General features: G+C 55.1%; 17 protein-coding genes and 1 CRISPR repeat array. Of the genes, 6 read left to right on the forward strand and 11 right to left on the reverse strand.

Translation table 11 applies throughout. The features are described from left to right. Nucleotides 1-151: 151 nt before the first annotated feature. A CRISPR array of direct repeats spans nucleotides 152-607; the repeat unit is 29 nt; unit sequence CGGTTTATCCCCGCTCGCGCGGGGAACGG. Between the two features lie 214 nt (nucleotides 608-821). The 9 genes from CSK29544_RS20305 to bolA all read right to left on the reverse strand — a co-directional run bounded on the left by CSK29544_RS20305 (nucleotide 822) and on the right by bolA (nucleotide 11,263). Further along, nucleotides 822-1,220, reverse strand: a complete 399-nt coding sequence (locus CSK29544_RS20305) for a YbgC/FadM family acyl-CoA thioesterase (protein ID WP_007902862.1) — start codon at nucleotides 1,218-1,220, stop codon at nucleotides 822-824. A 123-nt stretch (nucleotides 1,221-1,343) separates the two neighbouring features. Continuing rightward, on the reverse strand, nucleotides 1,344-1,712 hold the full coding sequence (locus CSK29544_RS20310) for a helix-hairpin-helix domain-containing protein (protein WP_004387725.1): 369 nt from the start codon (nucleotides 1,710-1,712) through the stop codon (nucleotides 1,344-1,346). A 146-nt stretch (nucleotides 1,713-1,858) separates the two neighbouring features. Continuing rightward, entirely contained in the window at nucleotides 1,859-3,736 is a 1,878-nt protein-coding gene (ppiD, locus tag CSK29544_RS20315; protein WP_012125487.1) for a peptidylprolyl isomerase, read from the reverse strand. 215 nt (nucleotides 3,737-3,951) lie between these two features. Continuing rightward, a complete protein-coding gene (hupB, locus tag CSK29544_RS20320) occupies nucleotides 3,952-4,224 on the reverse strand; it encodes a nucleoid-associated protein HU-beta (protein ID WP_004387727.1) in 273 nt (90 codons plus the stop codon). Nucleotides 4,225-4,433: 209 nt separating this feature from the next. Beyond that, nucleotides 4,434-6,788 carry an endopeptidase La gene (gene lon, locus CSK29544_RS20325; protein ID WP_004387728.1) on the reverse strand — a complete coding sequence of 785 codons (2,355 nt, stop codon included), beginning with the start codon at nucleotides 6,786-6,788 and terminating at the stop codon, nucleotides 4,434-4,436. A gap of 186 nt (nucleotides 6,789-6,974) precedes the next feature. Then, nucleotides 6,975-8,249, reverse strand: a complete 1,275-nt coding sequence (clpX, locus tag CSK29544_RS20330) for an ATP-dependent protease ATP-binding subunit ClpX (protein WP_004387729.1) — start codon at nucleotides 8,247-8,249, stop codon at nucleotides 6,975-6,977. Between the two features lie 123 nt (nucleotides 8,250-8,372). Continuing rightward, complete coding sequence (gene clpP, locus CSK29544_RS20335; protein WP_004387730.1) at nucleotides 8,373-8,996, reverse strand: ATP-dependent Clp endopeptidase proteolytic subunit ClpP; 624 nt, start codon at nucleotides 8,994-8,996, stop codon at nucleotides 8,373-8,375. Between the two features lie 300 nt (nucleotides 8,997-9,296). After that, nucleotides 9,297-10,595 (reverse strand): trigger factor, encoded by a 1,299-nt coding sequence (gene tig / locus CSK29544_RS20340; protein ID WP_004387731.1) that lies wholly within the window; start codon nucleotides 10,593-10,595, stop codon nucleotides 9,297-9,299. A 350-nt stretch (nucleotides 10,596-10,945) separates the two neighbouring features. Then, nucleotides 10,946-11,263: a transcriptional regulator BolA gene (gene bolA, locus CSK29544_RS20345; protein ID WP_004387733.1), complete on the reverse strand. Its 318-nt coding sequence runs from the start codon at nucleotides 11,261-11,263 to the stop codon at nucleotides 10,946-10,948. Nucleotides 11,264-11,561: 298 nt separating this feature from the next. On the opposite strand from bolA, the gene CSK29544_RS20350 reads away from it, so the two are divergent. Next, nucleotides 11,562-12,140 carry a lipoprotein gene (locus tag CSK29544_RS20350; protein WP_004387734.1) on the forward strand — a complete coding sequence of 193 codons (579 nt, stop codon included), beginning with the start codon at nucleotides 11,562-11,564 and terminating at the stop codon, nucleotides 12,138-12,140. 54 nt (nucleotides 12,141-12,194) lie between these two features. Then, nucleotides 12,195-13,679, forward strand: coding sequence for a muropeptide MFS transporter AmpG (ampG, locus tag CSK29544_RS20355; protein ID WP_007902148.1), 1,485 nt, complete (start codon nucleotides 12,195-12,197; stop codon nucleotides 13,677-13,679). On the opposite strand, the gene CSK29544_RS20360 is transcribed toward ampG, so the two are convergent. After that, nucleotides 13,668-15,008: a J domain-containing protein gene (locus tag CSK29544_RS20360; RefSeq protein WP_029039073.1), complete on the reverse strand. Its 1,341-nt coding sequence runs from the start codon at nucleotides 15,006-15,008 to the stop codon at nucleotides 13,668-13,670. The genes ampG and CSK29544_RS20360 overlap by 12 nt on opposite strands. Next, nucleotides 15,008-16,708, reverse strand: coding sequence for a molecular chaperone HscC (locus CSK29544_RS20365; protein ID WP_007902167.1), 1,701 nt, complete (start codon nucleotides 16,706-16,708; stop codon nucleotides 15,008-15,010). Before CSK29544_RS20365 ends, CSK29544_RS20360 begins: the two co-directional genes overlap by 1 nt. A gap of 520 nt (nucleotides 16,709-17,228) precedes the next feature. Here CSK29544_RS20365 and cyoA point away from each other — a divergent pair. From cyoA to CSK29544_RS20385, 4 genes are read left to right on the forward strand one after another with little or no spacing between them, the layout of a single operon-like run. Beyond that, complete coding sequence (cyoA, locus tag CSK29544_RS20370; RefSeq protein ID WP_004387737.1) at nucleotides 17,229-18,176, forward strand: cytochrome o ubiquinol oxidase subunit II; 948 nt, start codon at nucleotides 17,229-17,231, stop codon at nucleotides 18,174-18,176. Nucleotides 18,177-18,195: 19 nt separating this feature from the next. After that, nucleotides 18,196-20,187 carry a cytochrome o ubiquinol oxidase subunit I gene (cyoB, locus tag CSK29544_RS20375; RefSeq protein ID WP_004387738.1) on the forward strand — a complete coding sequence of 664 codons (1,992 nt, stop codon included), beginning with the start codon at nucleotides 18,196-18,198 and terminating at the stop codon, nucleotides 20,185-20,187. Beyond that, complete coding sequence (locus tag CSK29544_RS20380; RefSeq protein WP_004387739.1) at nucleotides 20,177-20,794, forward strand: cytochrome o ubiquinol oxidase subunit III; 618 nt, start codon at nucleotides 20,177-20,179, stop codon at nucleotides 20,792-20,794. Before cyoB ends, CSK29544_RS20380 begins: the two co-directional genes overlap by 11 nt. Beyond that, nucleotides 20,794-21,123 (forward strand): cytochrome o ubiquinol oxidase subunit IV, encoded by a 330-nt coding sequence (locus tag CSK29544_RS20385; protein WP_004387740.1) that lies wholly within the window; start codon nucleotides 20,794-20,796, stop codon nucleotides 21,121-21,123. Before CSK29544_RS20380 ends, CSK29544_RS20385 begins: the two co-directional genes overlap by 1 nt. Nucleotides 21,124-21,128: the final 5 nt, after the last annotated feature.

The raw sequence follows: 21,128 nt of genomic DNA on the forward strand, positions 1-21,128 counted from the left end.
GTTCAAAATTTAACAAGGGCTTTGAAGTATAAACGTTGCTGAAGAATGTGGCGGGAAAGGGGGCGGCGAGTGACAGACGCGAAGAGCCTGGGCGGTTTATTACGGATGGCGGGAAACGGAGATTTTGCAGCGTGTTCGCCAGGTCAGCGTTCGGTTTATCCCCGCTCGCGCGGGGAACAGGCGCGGCGTCGCTGCGTCAATAATCCCGCCGACGGTTTATCCCCGCTCGCGCAGGGAACAGCCGCTGGGCGCAGCGGGCGGCAAAACTGATTTCGGTTTATCCCCGCTCGCGCGGGGAACGGCCACCCGCTGATACCGGGCCGCCGTTTTTGCGCGGTTTATCCCCGCTCGCGCGGGGAACGGCGGGGTGCCAGTCGATAAATTTACGTTCCATACGGTTTATCCCCGCTCGCGCGGGGAACGGTAAACTAACTATCGAGGGAATGAAAATGGATACGGTTTATCCCCGCTCGCGCGGGGAACGGGACTCAGACCAGGCAGAGCCGGGGACGATGCTCGGTTTATCCCCGCTCGCGCGGGGAACGGTGCCTCCCATACCGGAATAAGCCGCACGATAGCGGTTTATCCCCGCTCGCGCGGGGAACGGCACTAACGGTAACCCTTTATACTGAATGGCATTTTTTCGCCTTCCACATCCTACCAACATTTTTACAACAACCCATCTTGTTAAAGAACGGCTGCCCTGTTGATTTTGAAGGCGTTTTTTCGCGACGCTTGTGGGCTGTTAACATCTACCGGATTGTTCACCCTGTGCGGTGATAAATCCATGATTGCCAGCACACGCGCCACTTTTGCAGAATTTACCCTGTGATTTTTTCCAGTTTTTCACGCAGCTCGCCCTCAATCGGTAAGGCTTTTTGCGTTTTCAGATCGATACAGACAAAGGTGATCAGCGCATCGGCGACCACTTCGCCTTCCGGCTCAAGCGTAATGACCTGGCTTAAGACCCCGCTTTTACCGTTAAGCTGCTTCACCTGGCTCGTGACAGTCAGCAGATCGCCAAGCACGGCGGGCCGACGGTAGTTGATATTGATATTGGCGACAATAAACGCGATGTTGTTTGCCATCATCCATTTAAAGCTTTCATCGTTTTCCAGCCCATCCCAGCGGGCTTCTTCAAGAAATTCCAGATAACGCGCATTGTTCACGTGCTGATAAACATCCATGTGATACCCGCGCACTTTGATTTGAGTCTGCATAGCGCTTGAACCTTTTCTTTTTGTCAGGGATACAGAGTGATATAAAAACAGAGGTCACACCACTGGTATGACCTCTTTAGTCTGGCAAAGTTTTTCAACTCTGCAAGCGTGGATGACTAACGATTAGAGGCGGATCCGGGAAAGATTACGTTCGACGAGCGAATTCCCCATTCCCGGCACCTGTTTTAAATCCTCAATAGACTTAAACGGACCATACTCTTCGCGATAGCTGACGATAGACTGCGCTTTCTTTTTACCAACGCCGTTCATCGCCTGTGCCAGTTCATCCGCCGTCGCGGTGTTAATGCTAACGGTTTCTTCTGGCGCATCCGCCGTGGTTTCCGGCTTCGCCTGTGGCGTAGTGGCGGCGGTTTTTTCTTTTACCGGCTCCGCCTGGGTTTTTCCTGCTGATGGTGCCGCGATAGCTGCGGTGCAAAAAGTGCCGCCAGCCAGCGCGACGGCGAGACATAAGGCTTTGATTCCACGTTTCATGCTGTGTTCTCCTTGTTTGTTAACAGCCTCGCCACCTTAAGCGGAGAGAGAAACAGGCTCAAATGTCAGATTTCAGAAATGGAAAAGGCCGCGAAAGCGGCCTTTAGTATTTGCAGTGAGTTGCAGAAATGGTGCGAGACGTCTCGTTATTGCTGCGGCGGTGCGCCCGCATCGCCAAGTTTGATTTTGGCGTCTTTACGCAGGCCTTTCAGCAGCGCGTCGAAGGCAATCTCTGCATTGTTCTGAGTCAGACGCTGCGCCATCGCTTTCTTCTGAGCATCCGGCATGGTGCCGCTACGCACTTCATCGAGCGCCAGCAGAACCACGTTGCCCTGCATGTCGTTGCCGATGCCGTAACTCGGTTTATCTTTGGCTGGCAGCGGCAGAGCGAACACCGGCTGCGTCAGCGTATCCTGCGTGGTGCGCTCAAAGGTTTTTACCGGGCTGAAAGCAATGCCTGCCGCTTTCAGCGCCTCGTCACCTTTGCCCGCTTTCAGCGCGCTCAGCAGATTTTGCGCTTCTTCATTTGCCGCTTTCAGCGCCTTCTGGTGTTTCACCAGTGCCGTCACCTGATCTTTCACCTCTGCCAGCGGTTTTTCCGCCTGCGGTTTGTGATCGGTAATACGCAGCACGAACGCGCGGTCACCATCGACGGTGATGATGTCTGAATTACTGCCCGGCGTGCCGTTCTCGCCGAGCAGGTTGCCGCCAAACACAGCGTCGGCCACCGGCTTAAAGTTAATTTCCTCAGGCACTGCATCACGGCTGAACCAGCCGGTTTCCACCGCTTTCACGCCTGCGGCTTTTTCGGCGCTTGCCAGTGATTCGTTATCGTTATTTGCCGCATCGCTCACTTTACGCTGCAGTGCGAAGAAGGCATCCAGCGCTTTCTCTTGCTTCACTTTCGCGCTGATGTCGTTATGTACCTCAGAAAGCGGCTTCACGGTGGCTGGCGTGATGTCGTCGAGACGCACAATCAGGAAGCCCACGGAGGATTTGATAACATCAGACAACTGGCCTTTCTCTTTCAGACCGGCGTTTTTGAACTCATCCGGCGTGGTGCCCGGCTCCAGCCAGCCCATGTCGCCGCCGTTGCGGGCAGTGATGACATCAACCGATTTCTCTTTGGCAAGCGTTGCGAAATCCGCGCCCTGTTTGAGCTGCGCGAGAATGGCTTTCGCTTCATCTTCGGTTTTAGTCTGGATCAGGCTGTAGCGGTTACGCTGCGGCTGACCAAATTCATCCTGATGTTTGTCGTAGTACGCCTGGATTTCATCTTCGCTGGCGTTCTCAGCGAGGGCTGCGGCATCAAGCTTGATGTAGCTTACGCGGAACTGCTCAGGCGACTGGAAATTATTGGTGTGCTGCTGGTAGTAGTCTTTGATTTCCTGTTCGGAAACCTGCTGCTTCTGAGCCAGCGCATCGACCGCGATGGTCGCCGTGCGAACCTGGCGCTGCTGGGCAAAGAGCGCAGCAAATTGATCGCTTTCGCCCGGCAGAATGAAGTCGCTGCCCATCACGGCGCTGACCAGTTGGTCAGTCGTGAGCTGATTACGCAGCGCCTGCGCGTACTGATCGGCGCTCATGCCCATGCTGGTGATAATAGCGTTGTAGCGCGCGTTATCGAATTTACCGTCGCTCTGGAACGCCGGGTTTTTGAAAATCGACTGGCGCACCTGCTCATCGCTGATGTTGAGATGCAGCGAACGCGCATATTGATCAATCAGCGCTTCGTCAATCAGCCCCTGCAGCGCGCGCTGGCGCAGCTCAGCCATATATTGTTCATTGGACGCGAGCTCAGAGAAACGGTCGCCCAGTCTTCTCTCAAGGTTGTTGCGCTCGATGTTGACCGCGTTTTCAAGCTGGGCCCGACTGATTTCCTGGTCGTTAACTTTCGCGGCATAGTTGCTGTTACCGCCAATCAGGTAGTTACTCACGCCAGTCAGTACGAATGACAGGATAATCAAACCCAGAATGATCTTGAGCACGACGTGATTTGCCGCCGCGCGTAAATTGTCCATCATGGTGTAACAACACTCCGCTGTAGAATGACAGGTAGAACTCGCACAGAAACATGGCGACATCCGCTGGGCCGCTGCGCGCAAAGGCGTATTGTGACAAGAAACCGGGGCGGTTGTCAGCCCATATCCGCAGATTACTCATCCAGAAAGAAAAAAGGCACATCTTATGATGCGCCTTGTTTTTTTATCCTCTGGCTGTGCTGACGCCAGCCACAGGATCAGTTAACCGCGTCTTTCAGCGCTTTACCGGCACGGAAACCCGGAACTTTCGCAGCCGCGATGGTGATTTCCTTGCCCGTCTGTGGGTTGCGGCCAGTGCGGGCAGCGCGTTCACGAACGGAAAAAGTACCAAAGCCAACCAGCGCGACTTCATCCCCGGACTGCAGAGATTCAGTCACGGAATCAATCAAAGCATCTAACGCTCGTCCAGCCGCTGCTTTAGAAATATCGGCACCTGCGGCAATTTTGTCTATCAGTTGAGATTTATTCACTCTTCTCTTCCTCTCTTTATATTTTATATCGCACCGGGATCCTTCAGGGTGCGACCGCGCAGCAGTTATAACAGTCCTCACATGCCCTTACAACAGGAGTTGTTGATGGCACCCCAGACCGGCAATCTAAATTAGCTATACAAAAAAAGGCTGGCAAGTACGAAAGCACTTACCAGCCCTGTTTTTCTCAGCGCGCTTGCGTCAGGTCACTATTTTGCAGTGGCGACCTGCATGCCGTACGGCGCGTTTTGCAGCGCCAGCGTCAGCACTTCTTCGATGCGCTTAACCGGGTGGATATCCAGATCGGCAATCACGTTCTCCGGAATCTCTTCCAGGTCGCGTTTGTTTTCATCCGGGATCAGCACGGTTTTAATGCCGCCACGGTGCGCCGCCAGCAGTTTCTCTTTCAGGCCGCCAATCGGCAGCACCTGACCACGCAGCGTGATTTCACCGGTCATCGCCACATCGGCGCGCACCGGGTTGCCGGTCAGGCAGGAGACCAGCGCGGTGCACATCGCGATACCGGCGCTCGGGCCATCTTTCGGCGTGGCACCTTCCGGCACGTGAACGTGAATATCACGTTTTTCGTAGAAGTCGCTGTTGATGCCAAGCTTCTCAGCGCGCGCGCGAACGACCGTTAACGCCGCCTGGATAGATTCCTGCATCACTTCACCCAGTGAACCGGTGTAAGTCAGTTTGCCTTTGCCCGGCACGCACGCGGTTTCGATGGTCAGCAGATCGCCGCCCACTTCCGTCCACGCAAGCCCCGTCACCTGCCCTACGCGGTTTTCGCTGTCGGCGCGGCCATAGTCGAAGCGCTGCACACCCAGGAAATCTTTCAGGTTTTCACCGGTGATTTCGATGCGTTTGAGCGATTTATCCAGCAGCAGCTGTTTTACCGCTTTACGGCACAGTTTAGAGATTTCACGCTCAAGGCTACGCACGCCCGCTTCGCGAGTGTAGTAACGGATGATGCCGATAATAGCGCTGTCATCGACGTTAATCTCATTCTCTTTCAGCGCGTTACGCTCGATCTGCTTCGGCAGCAGGTGACGCTTCGCGATGTTGAGTTTTTCATCTTCGGTGTAACCGGACAGACGGATCACTTCCATACGATCCAGCAGCGGCGCCGGAATGTTCATGGAGTTAGACGTCGCGACGAACATGACGTCGCTTAAGTCGTAATCCACTTCCAGGTAGTGATCGTTAAAGGCCACGTTCTGTTCCGGATCGAGCACTTCCAGCAGGGCGGAAGCCGGATCGCCACGCATGTCAGACGACATTTTGTCGATCTCATCGAGCAGGAACAGCGGGTTTTTCACGCCCACTTTGGCCATTTTCTGGATAAGTTTACCCGGCATGGAGCCGATGTAAGTACGGCGGTGACCGCGGATTTCCGCTTCGTCACGCACGCCGCCGAGCGCCATACGGACATATTTACGACCGGTCGCTTTAGCGATGGACTGACCGAGCGAGGTTTTACCTACCCCCGGCGGCCCGACCAGGCAGAGGATCGGCCCTTTGATTTTGTTAACACGACTCTGAACCGCGAGGTATTCCAGAATGCGGTCTTTGACGCGCTCAAGGCCGTAATGGTCGGTATCGAGGATTTCCTGGGCCTGGCGCAGATCTTTTTTGACTTTGCTGCGCGCGTTCCACGGCACCTGCACCATCCAGTCGATATAACCGCGTACTACGGTCGCTTCGGCGGACATCGGCGACATCATTTTCAGCTTCTGCAGCTCGGCTTCGGCTTTCTCTTTCGCCTCTTTCGGCATTTTGGCCGCGTCGATTTTACGCTTCAGCGCTTCGTTTTCGTCCGGCGCGTCGTCCATTTCGCCAAGCTCTTTCTGAATGGCTTTCATTTGCTCGTTCAGATAGTACTCGCGCTGGCTTTTTTCCATCTGTTTTTTGACGCGATTACGAATGCGTTTCTCAACCTGCAGCAGGTCGATTTCCGATTCCATCATCGCCATCAGGTATTCCAGACGCTCGTTGATGTCGGACATTTCCAGCACCGACTGCTTGTCGCTGAGCTTCAGCGGCATATGCGCGGCGATGGTATCCGCAAGACGCGCCGGATCGTCGATGCTGTTAAGCGACGTCAGCACTTCTGGCGGGATTTTTTTGTTCAACTTGATGTAGCCTTCGAACTGGCTAATCGCGGTGCGCACCAGCACTTCCTGCTCGCGCTCGTCAATAGCCGGCGATTCGAGGTATTCCGCTTTTGCCGCGAAATGGTCGCCGTTGTCGGAAAGCGTGGTAATACGCGCGCGCTGCAAACCTTCGACCAGCACTTTGACGGTGCCGTCCGGCAGTTTCAGCATTTGCAAAATAGACGCCACGGTCCCGACGGTAAACAGATCGTTCACGCCCGGCTCATCCGTTGAGGCTTCTTTCTGCGCCACCAGCATGACTTTTTTGTCATTATCCATGGCGGCTTCAAGACAACGAATAGACTTTTCCCGTCCCACAAACAAAGGGATAACCATGTGCGGATAAACCACCACATCGCGCAATGGCAATACGGGGATTTCAATGCGTTCAGAACGCTCAGGATTCATAGAGCTCTCTCTTAGTTTAGTTTCCGCCTGGTGATGGGGCGCATGTGAACGCACTTCACGGCATCACCAATTAAGTAAATCAGTATATGGGGATGTTTCCCGGACATTCAACGGCACGGAAGCAGGAAAAATAAATGGGGGAATATTTCCCCCATTTATTGTTAACTGATTGTCGGAACGGGCGAATTATTCGCCGGATGCCTGCTGGGCTTCCGGCTTGCCGTAAATCAGCAGCGGCTCGCTCTGGCCGGCAATCACCGACTCATCGATGACCACTTTTTCCACTTCTTCCATAGACGGCAGATCGTACATGGTCTCCAGCAGCGCCGCTTCTACGATAGAGCGCAGGCCACGCGCACCGGTTTTACGGGACATCGCTTTCTTCGCGATGGCTTCCAGCGCTTCGTCGCGGAACTCAAGCTCCACGCCTTCCAGATTGAACAGCGCCTGATACTGCTTGGTCAGGGCGTTTTTCGGCTCTTTCAGGATCTGGATCAGGGCGTCTTCGCTCAGCTCGTTCAGGGTGGCCACCACCGGCAGACGACCGATGAATTCCGGGATCAGACCAAACTTGATCAGATCTTCCGGCTCCACCTGAGAGAGCAGTTCGCCTTCGGTCGCTTTCTGCGATTTGCCTTTGACCGTCGCGCCAAAACCAATGCCGGAGCCGGTTTCTACGCGGTTCGCGATAACTTTATCGAGGCCCGCGAACGCGCCGCCGCAGATAAAGAGGATCTTGGAGGTATCCACCTGCAAGAACTCCTGCTGCGGATGCTTGCGACCGCCCTGCGGCGGTACGGCAGCCACGGTGCCTTCGATAAGCTTCAGCAGCGCCTGCTGAACGCCTTCGCCGGAAACGTCACGCGTGATAGACGGGTTATCGGATTTACGGGAGATTTTGTCGATCTCATCGATATACACGATGCCGCGCTGCGCTTTCTGCACGTCGTAGTCGCACTTCTGAAGCAGTTTCTGAATGATGTTTTCCACGTCCTCGCCCACGTAACCGGCTTCGGTCAGCGTGGTGGCGTCAGCCATGGTGAACGGCACATCCAGCAGGCGCGCCAGCGTTTCGGCGAGCAGCGTTTTACCGCTACCGGTCGGGCCGATCAGCAGAATGTTACTTTTGCCAAGCTCAACGCCGTTAGACGTGTCGCCATTGCGCAGACGTTTGTAGTGGTTATAAACCGCAACCGCCAGCACCTTTTTGGCCTTTTCCTGACCGATAACGTAATCGTCAAGATGGCTACGAATTTCATGTGGCGTCGGCAGAGCGCTGCGTTCACGGTGCGGAGCCACTTCTTTAATCTCTTCGCGAATAATGTCGTTACACAGATCGACACACTCGTCGCAGATATACACGGACGGCCCGGCAATCAGCTTGCGCACTTCATGCTGGCTTTTGCCGCAAAAAGAGCAGTACAACAGTTTGCCTGAGCTGTCTTTGCGCTTATCTGTCATGAGTCAAAACCTCTTTTCTGTTCTTAGTGCCGCACGCGACAACGCCATGCCAATACCAGCGCCTGCCGCCAGGATACCGAGGACCACCTCTTAATGAGTATAGCGGCCCTCGCGTGGCGGGCGTCAGTTACGGTGGGTCATGATGGAGTCAACCAGACCATACTCTACTGCTTCACCTGCAGAGAGGAAACGGTCGCGCTCGGTGTCTCTCTCGATTTGTTCAAGAGGCTGGCCCGTATGTTGCGCCATCAGTTCGTTCATGCGTGCTTTCACTTTCAGGATTTCGCGGGCGTGGATTTCGATATCCGTCGCCTGCCCCTGGTAGCCGCCCAGCGGCTGGTGGATCATTACGCGCGAGTTGGGCAGGCAGAAACGTTTCCCTTTCGTGCCCGCGGTCAGCAGGAATGCGCCCATTGACGCCGCCTGGCCCATACAAATGGTGCTGACGTCCGGCTGAATAAACTGCATGGTGTCGTAGATAGACATCCCGGCGGTAATTACCCCACCCGGCGAGTTAATGTAAAGATAGATGTCTTTCTCTGGGTTTTCCGCTTCCAGAAACAGCATCTGCGCGACAATCAGGTTGGCCATCTGGTCTTCGACCTGGCCAGTCAGAAAAATGATACGTTCCTTGAGCAGACGGGAGAAAATATCGTAAGAACGCTCGCCGCGCGAGGTCTGTTCAACAACCATCGGCACCAGAGCCATATGGGGTGCAAATTGATCACGTTCGTCACTGTATGACATATCCGTCTCCTGGATAAATATTCTGAGTAACCTGCTGCACTGATTCTACTTGAGACCGTACAGGATGACTATGCTCCTGCCGGTAAACACCTTACGGACGGATTATCAGCCAGTCGTTCACTTTTTGATGTTTCATTAATGGGGATAATGATGCCCTGTTTCAAGCATAACAATCTTTTGCTGTTACGCTAACACCGAAACACGCCTGACCCGCCATTTTTGGGTAGGAAAAGTGACAAAAAAGCCCGTCACCCTGCGGTGACGGGCCCCATGTGCCTCGTCGTGAAACGATGAAAGGGCTTACGCCTGCTGGTTCATCAGTTCGTTGAAAGAGGTCGGTTTTTCGGTCACTTTGGCTTTCGCCAGTACCGCTTCAACCGCCTGCTCTTCCAGCGCCACGTTGCGCATGTTGTCCATCAGCTCGTTGTTCTTGCTGTAGAACTCGATTACTTCTGACGGATCTTCGTAAGCGGAAGCCATCTCTTCGATCAGCGCTTTCACGCGATCTTCGTCAGCTTTCAGCTCGTGGGTACGGATCACTTCACCCAGCAGCAGGCCAACAACGACGCGACGTTTAGCCTGTTCTTCGAACAGTTCGCGCGGCAGTTCCAGAGCCTGTTTCTCGTTGCCACCGAAACGCTGTGCAGCCTGACGGCGCAGCACGTCGATTTCGCCGTCAATCAGCGCCGCCGGAACGTCGATGTTATTCGCGTTCACCAGACCTTCGATAGCCTGAGACTTGATGCGGTTACGCACGGCGCCTTTCAGTTCGCGCTCCATGTTTTTACGCACTTCAGCACGCAGACCAGCAACAGAACCATCTTCAACGCCGAAACGTTTGATGAACTCTTCAGTCAGTTCCGGCAGTTCGCGCTCTTCAACTTTCTTCAGATTGATGACGAATTTCGCCGCTTTACCTTTCAGGTTTTCTGCGTGGTACTCTTCCGGGAAGGTCACGTCGATGGTGAACTCTTCGCCCGCTTTGTGGCCTTTAATGCCTTCTTCAAAGCCCGGGATCATGCGGCCCTGGCCCATCGCCAGTACGAAGTCGGTCGCTTTGCCGCCTTCGAACTCTTCGCCGTCTACAGAACCGGTGAAGTCGATGGTCACACGGTCTTCTGCATCAGCAGCGCCGTCTTTGTCTTTCCAGGTCGCCTGCTGCTTGCGCAGGGTGTCCAGCATGGTGTCTACGTCAGCGTCGGTCACTTCAACAACCGGTTTTTCCACTTCGATAGATTCCAGGCCTTTCAGCTCAACTTCCGGGTACACTTCGAACTCTACCGCGTAGGTGAAGTCTTCGCCCAGTTTGTATTCGCCCGGAACGTAGTTCGGCGCGCCAGCCGGATTGATTTTTTCTTTGATGATAGCGTCAACGAAGTGACGGCTCATCAGATCGCCCAGCACATCCTGACGCACGGAAGCGCCATAACGCTGAGCAACAACATTCATCGGTACTTTGCCTTTGCGAAAGCCGTCGATACGCACTTTCTTTGCCACGTTGACCAGCTCGCTTTTTACAGCGTTCTCGATGCTGTCAGCAGCGATAGTAATCGTTACACGGCGCCCAAGGCCCTGAGTGGTTTCAACTGAAACTTGCATCTTGTTACCTCAAAAAATCACAGTGCTCGGTCAACTCTGGAAGCCCTATGGTATTCGCTTCGCAGAACCGGGACGTCTTCTTTAGCAGAAACACTATCCCTGTCGCCAGAATCGTCCCGAAGACATTCCGAAAAATAAGACGCAGCATTATAGCGGCATCCCCTTGGGGAGTCGAGAAAAGCCAGCCGAGGCATTGCGGCACTTTTCACACTTCCCGGCAAAATTACGACTGAAAAATGCACATACCGTGCAAAATTCAGGCAAAACAAAAACGGCCACGCAGGCCGTTTCGTTTTCTTACCGCTGGCGCAACATACTGGAAAAGCTCCCGACGTTGCAACTGTGATTAATCAGGCCAGCGTGCCGGCTCCCCGACAGGCCGGAGAAGGCAGGACCGTATCCTGTAGCCCTTCCCACTCTTTAAGCGTGTAGGTATGCAGTGCCAGCGCATGCACCGTCGAGGCCAGCTCTTCGCTAAGGATGCCGTAGATAAGGCGGTGACGATTCAGAAAACGCTCGCCTACAAAGCGATCGCTGACCAGCACGACTTTAAAATGGCTTTCAGAGCCTGCCGGTACGTTATGACGATAGCTTTCATCCACCACATCCAGAAAGACAGGCTCAAACGCTGCTTTCAGTTTTTCTTCGATCTGCTCGCGTATCATCATAAAACTCTCCTCGACCACGCTGCGATGGCAGCCATCACTTTAAAGGTTAGCCGCTTTTACCGTTTCCATTGTCAAAAAACAACACAATTTTAACTTTTGCAGCCGCTTCGCTTTATGGCAGGCTGTGCGCCCGGTCGCGCCGTTTTACGGGAATCTGTTACGGTGCGAAGCCAGGCGACGGTCATAAAAAAGACATTGCGTTATTTTCAGTCGACTGGCCTCTTCCCCTCGCGCATGGCGATGCTATGATGGCGGGAATTTTCTTCTTTATTGCCCATGGACCGTTGAGAGCCTGAACATGTTAAAAAAAGTACTCTTCCCGCTCGTCGCCCTTTTTATGCTGGCCGGATGTGCCACACCGCCGACGACGATTGAAGTCTCCCCGAAAATCACCCTGCCGCAGCAGGACCCGAGCCTGATGGGCGTGACCGTCAGCATCAACGGCGCTGACCAGCGTCAGGATCAGGCGCTCGCGAAAGTCACCCGCGACAACCAGCTGGTAACGCTGACCGCCTCTCGCGATCTGCGTTTCCTGCTCCAGGAAGTGCTGGAAAAACAGATGACCTCCCGCGGTTATATGATTGGCCCAAGCGGCGCGGTGGATCTGCAAATCATCGTTAACCAGCTCTATGCTGACGTCTCGCAGGGTAACGTGCGCTACAACATCGCCACCAAAGCGGATATCTCTATCATCGCCACCGCGAAGACCGGCAATAAGATGACCAAAAACTACCGCGCCAGCTATTCTGTTGAAGGCGCTTTCCAGGCGAGCAACAAAAACATCGCCGACGCCGTTAACTCCGTGCTGAGCGACACCATCGCCGATATGGCGCAGGACACCAGCATTCACGAGTTCATCAAACAGAACGCGCGTTAATCATCCTTGTTGTTAAAGGCCCGGTTCGCCGGGCCGCTTTTTTTACGGCCGCCCATGCACAGTTCTTACTTACGTCTTTTCCAGCAGCCGAAATCCGCCATTTTACTGATCCTCGGCTTCGCTTCTGGACTCCCGCTGGCGCTCACCTCCGGCACGCTCCAGGCCTGGATGACGGTCGAGAATATCGATCTCAAAACCATCGGCTTTTTCTCCCTCGTTGGTCAGGCTTACGTCTTTAAATTTCTCTGGTCGCCGGTGATGGACCGCTATACGCCGCCGTTTCTCGGCAGACGCCGCGGCTGGCTGTTTATCACACAGCTGTTATTACTGGTCGCCATCGCCGCGATGGGCTTTTTAGAGCCCTCAACGCACCTGCGCTGGATGGCGGCGCTGGCGGTGCTGATTGCGTTCTGCTCGGCATCGCAGGATATCGTGTTTGATGCCTGGAAAACGGACGTGCTGCCCGCAGACGAACGCGGAACGGGTGCTGCGATTAGCGTGCTGGGCTACCGGCTGGCGATGCTGGTGTCTGGCGGGCTTGCGCTCTGGATAGCGGACCGCTGGCTTGGCTGGCAGGCCACCTACTGGCTGATGGCTGCGCTGCTGATCCCCTGCATTATCGCCACCTGGCTTGCGCCCGAACCGGACGACGCGATCCCCGCGCCGCGCACGCTGGAGCAGGCGGTGGTCGCGCCGCTGCGCGATTTCTTCGGGCGCAACAACGCCTGGCTTATCCTGCTGCTGATTGTGCTCTATAAGCTTGGCGACGCGTTTGCCATGAGCCTCACCACCACCTTTTTAATTCGCGGCGTCGGCTTTGACGCCGGTCAGGTGGGGATGGTGAACAAGACGCTGGGGCTGCTCGCCACTATCATTGGCGCGCTTTTCGGCGGTGCGCTGATGCAGCGGCTCTCACTGTTTCGCGCGTTGATGATTTTCGGGATTTTGCAGGCGGTTTCAAACGCGGGTTACTGGCTGCTGTCGGTGACAGATAAACATCTGCTGAGCATGGCCGGTGCGGTCTTTTTTGAAAACCTGTGCGGCGGCATGGGCACCGCGGCGTTCGTCGCGCTGCTGATGACGCTCTGTAATAAGTCGTTCTCCGCCACACAGTTCGCCCTGCTCTCTGCGCTCTCGGCCGTGGGCCGCGTCTATGTCGGCCCGGTCGCGGGCTGGTTTGTGGAAGCCTACGGCTGGCCGGCGTTTTATCTTTTCTCGGTCGCGGCGGCCGTGCCGGGCCTTCTGCTTTTACAGTTGTGCAAGGGAACGCTGGAATATATGGGCGATACTGGCAAGTTCCTGCGGCGTCAGGCCTACCCGGCTGGCTACCGGTTTGCGCTGCGTCTGCTGCTGCTCGGCTGCGTGCTGGCAGGCGTCTGGCTGCTGATTATCATCAGTAACGCGCTCGGTCTGAGCGCGTTGACCTTCGGCGTCACGCTGCTTGAAGCGGGCATCGTGCTGGCGCTTGCCGGTATCGTGCTCGGCTGCCTGCTGGATTATCTGGCGCTGCGCAACAGTTCCGCGCGTTCAGAGCCCTAAGCGTAATAACGTAATCATGTTGCTTATTATCGCGCTGTAGACTTTGCTGCCGAACGGAATCAACAGCAGGTTGATTATCCACGGAAGCTGACTGATAAGGTTTACAGGGAACCCTAACGGCCCGGAGATAATATCAATGGGCCAGCGCCACCAGACCCGCATCCGCGGCCTTAAACACACCACCAGCACCGCCACGATAATGACGACCACATACAGCAGCGGCGTGATTTCATGGTTTTTGTGGTAAAACCCGACGGTATATCGCGCAAGCTCTCCCACCGGAAGGGCAAGTAACGCGACGGATAACAGCACGTACCCGACACGAATGCCGATCCGCTGACGACTGCCTTCCGGATAGCGGTTCCAGAGATAAGGTATGCCAAACAGGTAAACCACCACTATCGCGCCGACGATACCGACATCCACCGCCGTCACCTGCGGGTCGATCGCAAGGAAACCCAGCACGCTGCCCCAGAAGAACACAGACATGAAGGTATAGAGTGACAGCGCCCAACCAGGCGCAGATAAAAGCTCAACCATGACCGGATTCAGACGCTGCCACATCCCCGGATGCTCGCTGCACATCGCGCGCGTGCGCTGCCGTGCCTCATCCAGAAAACCGGGCCAGAAACGTCCCCACCATGGCAGTGGCGCCTGCGGTTCGCTGATCAACCGCCAGCGGGCTTTCGACAGCCAGTTCGCCTGATGCTGCCCGCGCTCCACCACCATCCGGTAATCTTCTTCTGTCGTGGCGATACGCGCTTCAAGCGCCCAAATCAGCACGTCAGGCAGCGCCGTGCTGCGGTAGTGATCAAGCTCCCAGCCCATTATCCTGCCCACATGCTCCAGCATGCCGCGCGTCAACCACTGCTCTTGAGAGAGCGCATCGGCAAGCCGCTCGCTGAAATAACGGCGTGCCGCCAGCGCATCCGGCAGCCCGGTAGCGAGAAACGTCTCTAATTGCCCACAGCCTGCCATCTCGTCAGCCACGATTGTGGTGGCGAGCGCCTGCGCTTGTTCGTTAAGCGTTTGTGCATCCCAGTCAGCCAGCGTCACGGTTTCAGCCTGCGGCAGAGGCTCATCCTGCGGCGTTAACGATGTTTGCGGCGTAAAGCGGTACGTGATGGCGCCTTCATCATCCGCCTCTTCACCCTCTTCTTCGTCGTCATACGCCTGATAACGCTGCGCCGCCTCGTAGGCTTCACGTAGCTGCTGATATTTTTGCGGATCCTGATCCGGGCGGTGTTGTTTGACGATTTTCGCCCAGGCACGGCGCAGCGCGCCTTTATCTTTCGTTGGCTCAAGGCCAAGAAGCGTCCAGGCGTCCATCAGCGTAATCCGTCGTCAAACTGCGCGAGGATCTGCTCCAGCGCCTGACGCGCGAGCGCAATCTCACGCAGATCCTGGCTCTCAAGCGCCTGCTCTAACTGCGCGCTATAGTGATCGATAAGATGGCGTCTTTCGCCGAGCGATTGTTCATAACGCAGGCTCGCCTGCGCCAGCAGTTGCCGGTTCTCTGTGCGGTCGCGCGGGTGAATTTTCAGGGCGTCGAGCTGTGCCAGACGCTGTTTGATCTCCTCCGGGCTAAGGCTGCCGGGGGCGCGCTCAATCACCAGCGACGCCGCGCCCTCCTGGCCGTCCACTTTGCACTCCACTTCCAGAATGCCGTCGAGGGTATAGGTAAAGCGCACGTCCATCGTTACCTCGCCCGCCGGGCGCGGGGGAACATCAAGCGTGAATTTATCGAGCAGAATATTTTCCGCGACCCGGCGCGCTTCGCCCTGAAACACGGCGATCTCAAGCTGGCGCTGGTTATCGTAAACGGTGGAAATCGAGCGAAACATGCTGACAGGCACAAAGCTGTTGCGCTCAATAATGGGGAGAAAATACCCGCTGTCATAGCGATCGCCGTTGCGGCGCGCCGTTTCGATGCCAAGAGAGTATGGCATGACGTCGGTCAGTACGATGTCATCGAGCGCAGCGTCAAGACTGGCAAGCCCGGCCTGAATGCCCGCGCCAAGCGCGACCACTTCATCCGGGTTGAGTTCGGCGCGCGGGAAGCGGCCAAACATACGCGCGGCCAGCTGGCGCACCACCGGCATACGCGTGGCGCCGCCCACCAGAATCACATCATCCAGATCGCCGATATCAAAGCGGGCGTCGCGCAGCGCCTGGATAACCGGCTGTTTGAGGCGCGCCAGCAGCGGCTGGCAGATCTCCGTTAAAGTCTCGTTGTCGAGTGTCCACGTCATCGCCTCGCCACCGGCGCTGAGCGTGGCGGTCGCCTGCGCCTGGTGCGTCAGTTGCCGCTTGAGGCTTTCCGCCGCGTCCACCAGTTGCGCCGCTTCCTGCGCGCCGGACGGCTGGTAGTGCGGATAACGCGAGAGCATCCACTGGCGGATGATGTCGGTGAAGTCATCGCCGCCAAGCCTGGCGTCGCCGCTACTGGCGCGCACTTCAATCACGCCTTCAAACATATCGACGATGGAAACGTCAAACGTGCCGCCGCCCAGATCGAAAACCAGAAATTTTTGCTCGCGGTTATCGGCAAGGCCGTAGGCGAGCGAAGCCGCCGTAGGTTCATTCACCAGCCGCTCAACCGTCAGCCCCGCCAGATGCCCGGCGGCTTTCACCGCTTTACGCTGGATATCGTTAAACCAGGCCGGTACGGTGATCACCGCGCGGGTAACAGGAGAGCCAAGCGCCACTTCCGCATCGGCTTTCAGCTTGCGAAGCACTAAGGCAGACAGCTCTTCGGCGCGAAAGCGGTGTTCGCCGAGCGCGAAGATTTTATCGGTACCCATGTAGCGCTTGAAACTGGCATGGGTGAGCGCCGGATGGCTCACCAGCCGCGCTTTCGCCGCCTCGCCCACAATCAAATGACCATCGTCGTCCAGCCCAACCACCGATGGCGTGAGGACGCGCTTCTGGCCATCGGCAATCAGCGTGGCGTGTCCCTCGCTAAACCAGGCCACCGCGCTGTTGGAAGTGCCAAGGTCAATGCCGACGAGCGGCGTTGCTGTTTCCATGTGTATCAATCCTTTACCCTGAATATTTGTTGTTTTTTTGTTGCTTTTATCGCCAGAAAAAAAGCACAACGAAGAAAGAGTTCCAATTTACTGGTCAATAAAATAGCATCTGATTTGCTTAGATATATTTATCGAAATTTGGTAGCAGAGACTTTAAATAATTTCGTTTATCATTCTGTGCGACATTATTTTTAACGATTCAGCACCGGGAATAATTATTTCCGCCGCGTTATTGTTTCCCATTTGAAACCGCCTTGTTAATTTATTGTATGTTATTTTCTCCCCGATATACTCAATTCCCGTCTTGACCTTACTTTACATAGGATTTTGTTATAACCCTTGCCATGTGGCTGTCATGGCTTACATTTTACATTTTGTTGCATTAGCTGTGACGGTAGCGACAGAACCCGGTTACACCCCACAGACACTGCGCCATTCGTGTTTACAGTAATGTAACCTTCCCGTAAAATGCCCGGCACACTTTAACCGCCACCAGATCCCCCTGAATTGAGGTCGTTAAATGAGACTCAGGAAATACAATAAAAGTTTGGGACTGCTGTCATTATTCGCAGGCACTGTTTTACTCAGTGGCTGCGATGCTGCGCTTCTCAACCCCAAAGGACAGATTGGACTGGAGCAACGTTCATTGATACTGACCGCCCTCGGGCTGATGTTGATTGTCGTGATTCCAGCCATCTTGATGGCTATTGGCTTCGCCTGGAAATATCGGGCAACCAATAAGGACGCAAAATACAGCCCCAACTGGTCACACTCCAACAAAGTTGAAGCTGTTGTCTGGACCATCCCGATCCTTATCATCATTTTCCTTGCAGTACTGACATGGAAAACCACGCACTCGCTCGAACCCAGCCGTCCGCTGGATCACGATGCGAAGCCGGTGACCATCGAAGTTATCGCAATGGACTGGAAGTGGTTCTTCATTTATCCGGAGCAGGGTATCGCAACGGTCAATGAAATCGCGTTCCCGGCGAACACGCCTGTGGAATTCAAAATCACCTCCAACTCGGTGATGAACTCCTTCTTTATTCCGCGCCTGGGTAGCCAGATCTACGCAATGGCAGGTATGCAGACCAAACTGCACCTGATTGCGAACGAAGCCGGCACCTACGACGGTATTTCTGCTAACTACAGTGGTGCAGGTTTCTCCGGCATGAAGTTCAAGGCAATCGCCACGCCGGATAACGAGACCTTCAACCAGTGGGTGGCCAAAGCGAAGCAGTCTGGCAAAACCATTAACGATATGGCGACCTACGACAAGCTGGCGGCCCCGAGCGAATACAACAAAGTCGAATACTTCTCCAGCGTAAAACCGGATTTGTTTAAAGATGTCATTAACAAATTCATGGGACCTGGGAAGAGCATGGATATGACTCAGTCTGAAGGGGAGCATAACGCCCACGAAGGCATGGAAGGCATGGACATGAATCACGCGGAAACCTCTCACTAAGGGGCCGAGGAATAATACGATGTTCGGAAAACTTACACTGGATGCAATCCCGTACCATGAGCCAATTATCATGGTTACGGTGGCTGCCATTATCGTCGGGGGTCTGGCGCTAGTTGCAGCTATCACTTACTTCGGTAAGTGGTCTTATCTGTGGAACGAGTGGCTCACGTCTGTGGACCACAAACGTCTGGGGGTAATGTATATCCTCGTGGCTATCGTGATGCTGGTTCGCGGCTTCGCGGACGCCATCATGATGCGTACCCAGCAATTGCTGGCGGCCTCCGGCGAAGCCGGGTTCCTGCCGCCGCATCACTACGATCAGATCTTTACCGCCCACGGCGTTATCATGATCTTCTTCGTGGCGATGCCGTTCGTTATCGGTCTGATGAACCTGGTGGTTCCGCTGCAGATCGGCGCGCGCGACGTGGCATTCCCCTTCCTGAACAACCTGAGCTTCTGGTTCACCGTTGTCGGGGTAATCCTTGTGAACGTCTCTCTGGGCGTGGGCGAATTTGCTCAGACCGGTTGGGTGGCTTATCCGCCGCTCTCAGGTATTGAGTACAGTCCGGGCGTTGGGGTGGACTACTGGATCTGGAGTCTCCAGCTCTCCGGTATTGGTACGACACTGACCGGTATCAACTTCTTCGTGACCATTCTGAAGATGCGTGCGCCGGGCATGACCATGTTCAAAATGCCGGTATTCACCTGGGCGTCGCTGTGTACTAACGTCCTGATTATCGTCTCCTTCCCGATCCTGACCGTCACTATCGCGTTGCTGACCCTGGACCGCTATCTGGGCACCCATTTCTTTACCAACGATATGGGTGGCAACATGATGATGTACGTGAACCTGATCTGGGCCTGGGGCCATCCGGAAGTGTACATCCTGGTTCTGCCGGTGTTTGGTGTGTTCTCTGAAATCACCTCCACCTTCTCGAAGAAACGTCTGTTTGGTTACACCTCCCTCGTTTGGGCGACCATCGCGATTACCGTGCTGTCGTTCATCGTGTGGCTGCACCACTTCTTCACCATGGGTAGTGGCGCGAACGTTAACGCCTTCTTTGGTATCACCACGATGATTATCGCCATCCCGACCGGGGTGAAGATCTTCAACTGGCTGTTTACCATGTATCAGGGCCGCATTCAGTTCCACTCCTCTATGCTGTGGACCATCGGCTTCATCATCACCTTCTCCATCGGTGGTATGACCGGCGTTCTGCTGGCGGTACCGGGCGCAGACTTCGTACTGCACAACAGCCTGTTCCTGATTGCGCATTTCCATAACGTCATCATCGGCGGCGTGGTATTTGGTTGCTTCGCAGGTATGAGCTACTGGTGGCCGAAAGCCTTTGGCTACAAGATGAACGAAACCTGGGGCATCCGTGCGTTCTGGTTCTGGATCATCGGCTTCTTCGTAACCTTTATGCCGCTGTACGCCATGGGCTTCATGGGTATGACGCGTCGTGTGAGCCAGAACATCGACCCGATGTTCCAGCCGCTGATGATTGTCGCAGAAATCGGTGCGCTGCTGATCGCGTGCGGTATCCTGTGCATCATCCTGCAGATCTACGTAAGTATCCGTGACCGTCACCTGAACCGTGACCTGACTGGCGACCCGTGGGGCGGCCGTACGCTGGAGTGGGCAACCTCTTCTCCGCCGCCGTTCTATAACTTCGCAGTAGTGCCTGAAATCCACGAGCGCGACGCGTTCTGGGAAATGAAAGACAAAGGTGAAGCTTACAAGCAGCCGGCGCACTATGAAGAAATTCATATGCCGAAGAACAGCGCAGCAGGCATTTTCATTGGCGCGTTCAGCACCATCTTTGGCTTCGCGATGATCTGGCACATCTGGTGGCTGGCTATCGTGGGCTTCGCGGGTATCGTTATTACCTGGATTGCGAAGAGCTTCGATGAAGACGTGGATTACTACGTACCGGTAGCCACCGTTGAGAAACTGGAAAACCAGCACTTCGAAGAAATCACCAAAGCAGGGCTGAAAAATGTCAACTGAGAGCATTAATCACGAACTTGCCCATGGCAGCCATGAGCATGGGCACCACGATGCAGGAGCCAATAAGGTCTTTGGCTTCTGGATCTACCTGATGAGCGACTGCATTCTCTTTGCATGTCTGTTTGCCACCTATGCCGTTCTCGTGAACGGCACGGCGGGGGGCCCGACCGGGAAAGACATTTTCGAACTGCCGTTTGTGCTGGTTGAAACTTTCCTGCTGTTGTTCTCCTCCATCACGTATGGCATGGCGATGATCGCCATGAACAACAACAAACAGAGCCAGGTGATGTCCTGGCTCGCCCTGACCTTCCTGTTTGGCGCAGGGTTCGTGGCGATGGAAATCTATGAATTCCATCATCTGATCGCCGAAGGCTTCGGCCCGGATAAGAGCGGCTTCCTGTCCGCGTTCTTTACCCTGGTCGGCACCCACGGTATCCACGTGACCTCTGGCCTTATCTGGATGGTGGTGATGATGATTCACGTCTCCCGCCGCGGTCTGACCCACAATAACCGCGCGCGTCTGATGTGCCTGAGCATGTTCTGGCACTTCCTGGATGTCGTGTGGATCTGTGTGTTCTCTGTAGTCTATCTGATGGGGGCGATGTAATGAGTCATTCAACCGATCACAACGGCGCCCACCACGGTGGCGTCAAGACGTACCTGATTGGGTTTATCCTGTCGGTCATTTTGACAGTAATCCCGTTCTGGATGGTCATGAACGGCTCCGCGTCTCACGGCACCCTGCTGGGTGTGGTCGTGGCAACCGCAGTCGTACAGATTCTGGTTCACCTGGTGTGCTTCCTGCACATGAACGCCTCCTCTGAGGAGCGCTGGAACCTGGTAGCCTTTGTCTTTACGTTGCTGATTATCGCGATAGTAGTGGTAGGCTCTATCTGGATTATGTGGAACCTGAATTACAACATGATGGTTCACTAAGAGCG

This window comes from Cronobacter sakazakii, from assembly GCF_000982825.1.
Lineage (GTDB): Bacteria > Pseudomonadota > Gammaproteobacteria > Enterobacterales > Enterobacteriaceae > Cronobacter > Cronobacter sakazakii.

Coding starts and splice junctions, on each gene's coding strand:
- clpP (WP_004387730.1), bottom strand. CDS start 8,996: ATGTCATACAGTGACGAACGTGATCAATTTGCACCCCATATGGCTCTG.
- CSK29544_RS20385 (WP_004387740.1), top strand. CDS start 20,794: ATGAGTCATTCAACCGATCACAACGGCGCCCACCACGGTGGCGTCAAG.
- ampG (WP_007902148.1), top strand. CDS start 12,195: ATGCACAGTTCTTACTTACGTCTTTTCCAGCAGCCGAAATCCGCCATT.
- cyoA (WP_004387737.1), top strand. CDS start 17,229: ATGAGACTCAGGAAATACAATAAAAGTTTGGGACTGCTGTCATTATTC.
- CSK29544_RS20305 (WP_007902862.1), bottom strand. CDS start 1,220: ATGCAGACTCAAATCAAAGTGCGCGGGTATCACATGGATGTTTATCAG.
- ppiD (WP_012125487.1), bottom strand. CDS start 3,736: ATGATGGACAATTTACGCGCGGCGGCAAATCACGTCGTGCTCAAGATC.
- tig (WP_004387731.1), bottom strand. CDS start 10,595: ATGCAAGTTTCAGTTGAAACCACTCAGGGCCTTGGGCGCCGTGTAACG.
- CSK29544_RS20310 (WP_004387725.1), bottom strand. CDS start 1,712: ATGAAACGTGGAATCAAAGCCTTATGTCTCGCCGTCGCGCTGGCTGGC.
- CSK29544_RS20350 (WP_004387734.1), top strand. CDS start 11,562: ATGTTAAAAAAAGTACTCTTCCCGCTCGTCGCCCTTTTTATGCTGGCC.
- bolA (WP_004387733.1), bottom strand. CDS start 11,263: ATGATGATACGCGAGCAGATCGAAGAAAAACTGAAAGCAGCGTTTGAG.
- lon (WP_004387728.1), bottom strand. CDS start 6,788: ATGAATCCTGAGCGTTCTGAACGCATTGAAATCCCCGTATTGCCATTG.
- CSK29544_RS20360 (WP_029039073.1), bottom strand. CDS start 15,008: ATGGACGCCTGGACGCTTCTTGGCCTTGAGCCAACGAAAGATAAAGGC.
- CSK29544_RS20380 (WP_004387739.1), top strand. CDS start 20,177: ATGTCAACTGAGAGCATTAATCACGAACTTGCCCATGGCAGCCATGAG.
- clpX (WP_004387729.1), bottom strand. CDS start 8,249: ATGACAGATAAGCGCAAAGACAGCTCAGGCAAACTGTTGTACTGCTCT.
- CSK29544_RS20365 (WP_007902167.1), bottom strand. CDS start 16,708: ATGGAAACAGCAACGCCGCTCGTCGGCATTGACCTTGGCACTTCCAAC.
- cyoB (WP_004387738.1), top strand. CDS start 18,196: ATGTTCGGAAAACTTACACTGGATGCAATCCCGTACCATGAGCCAATT.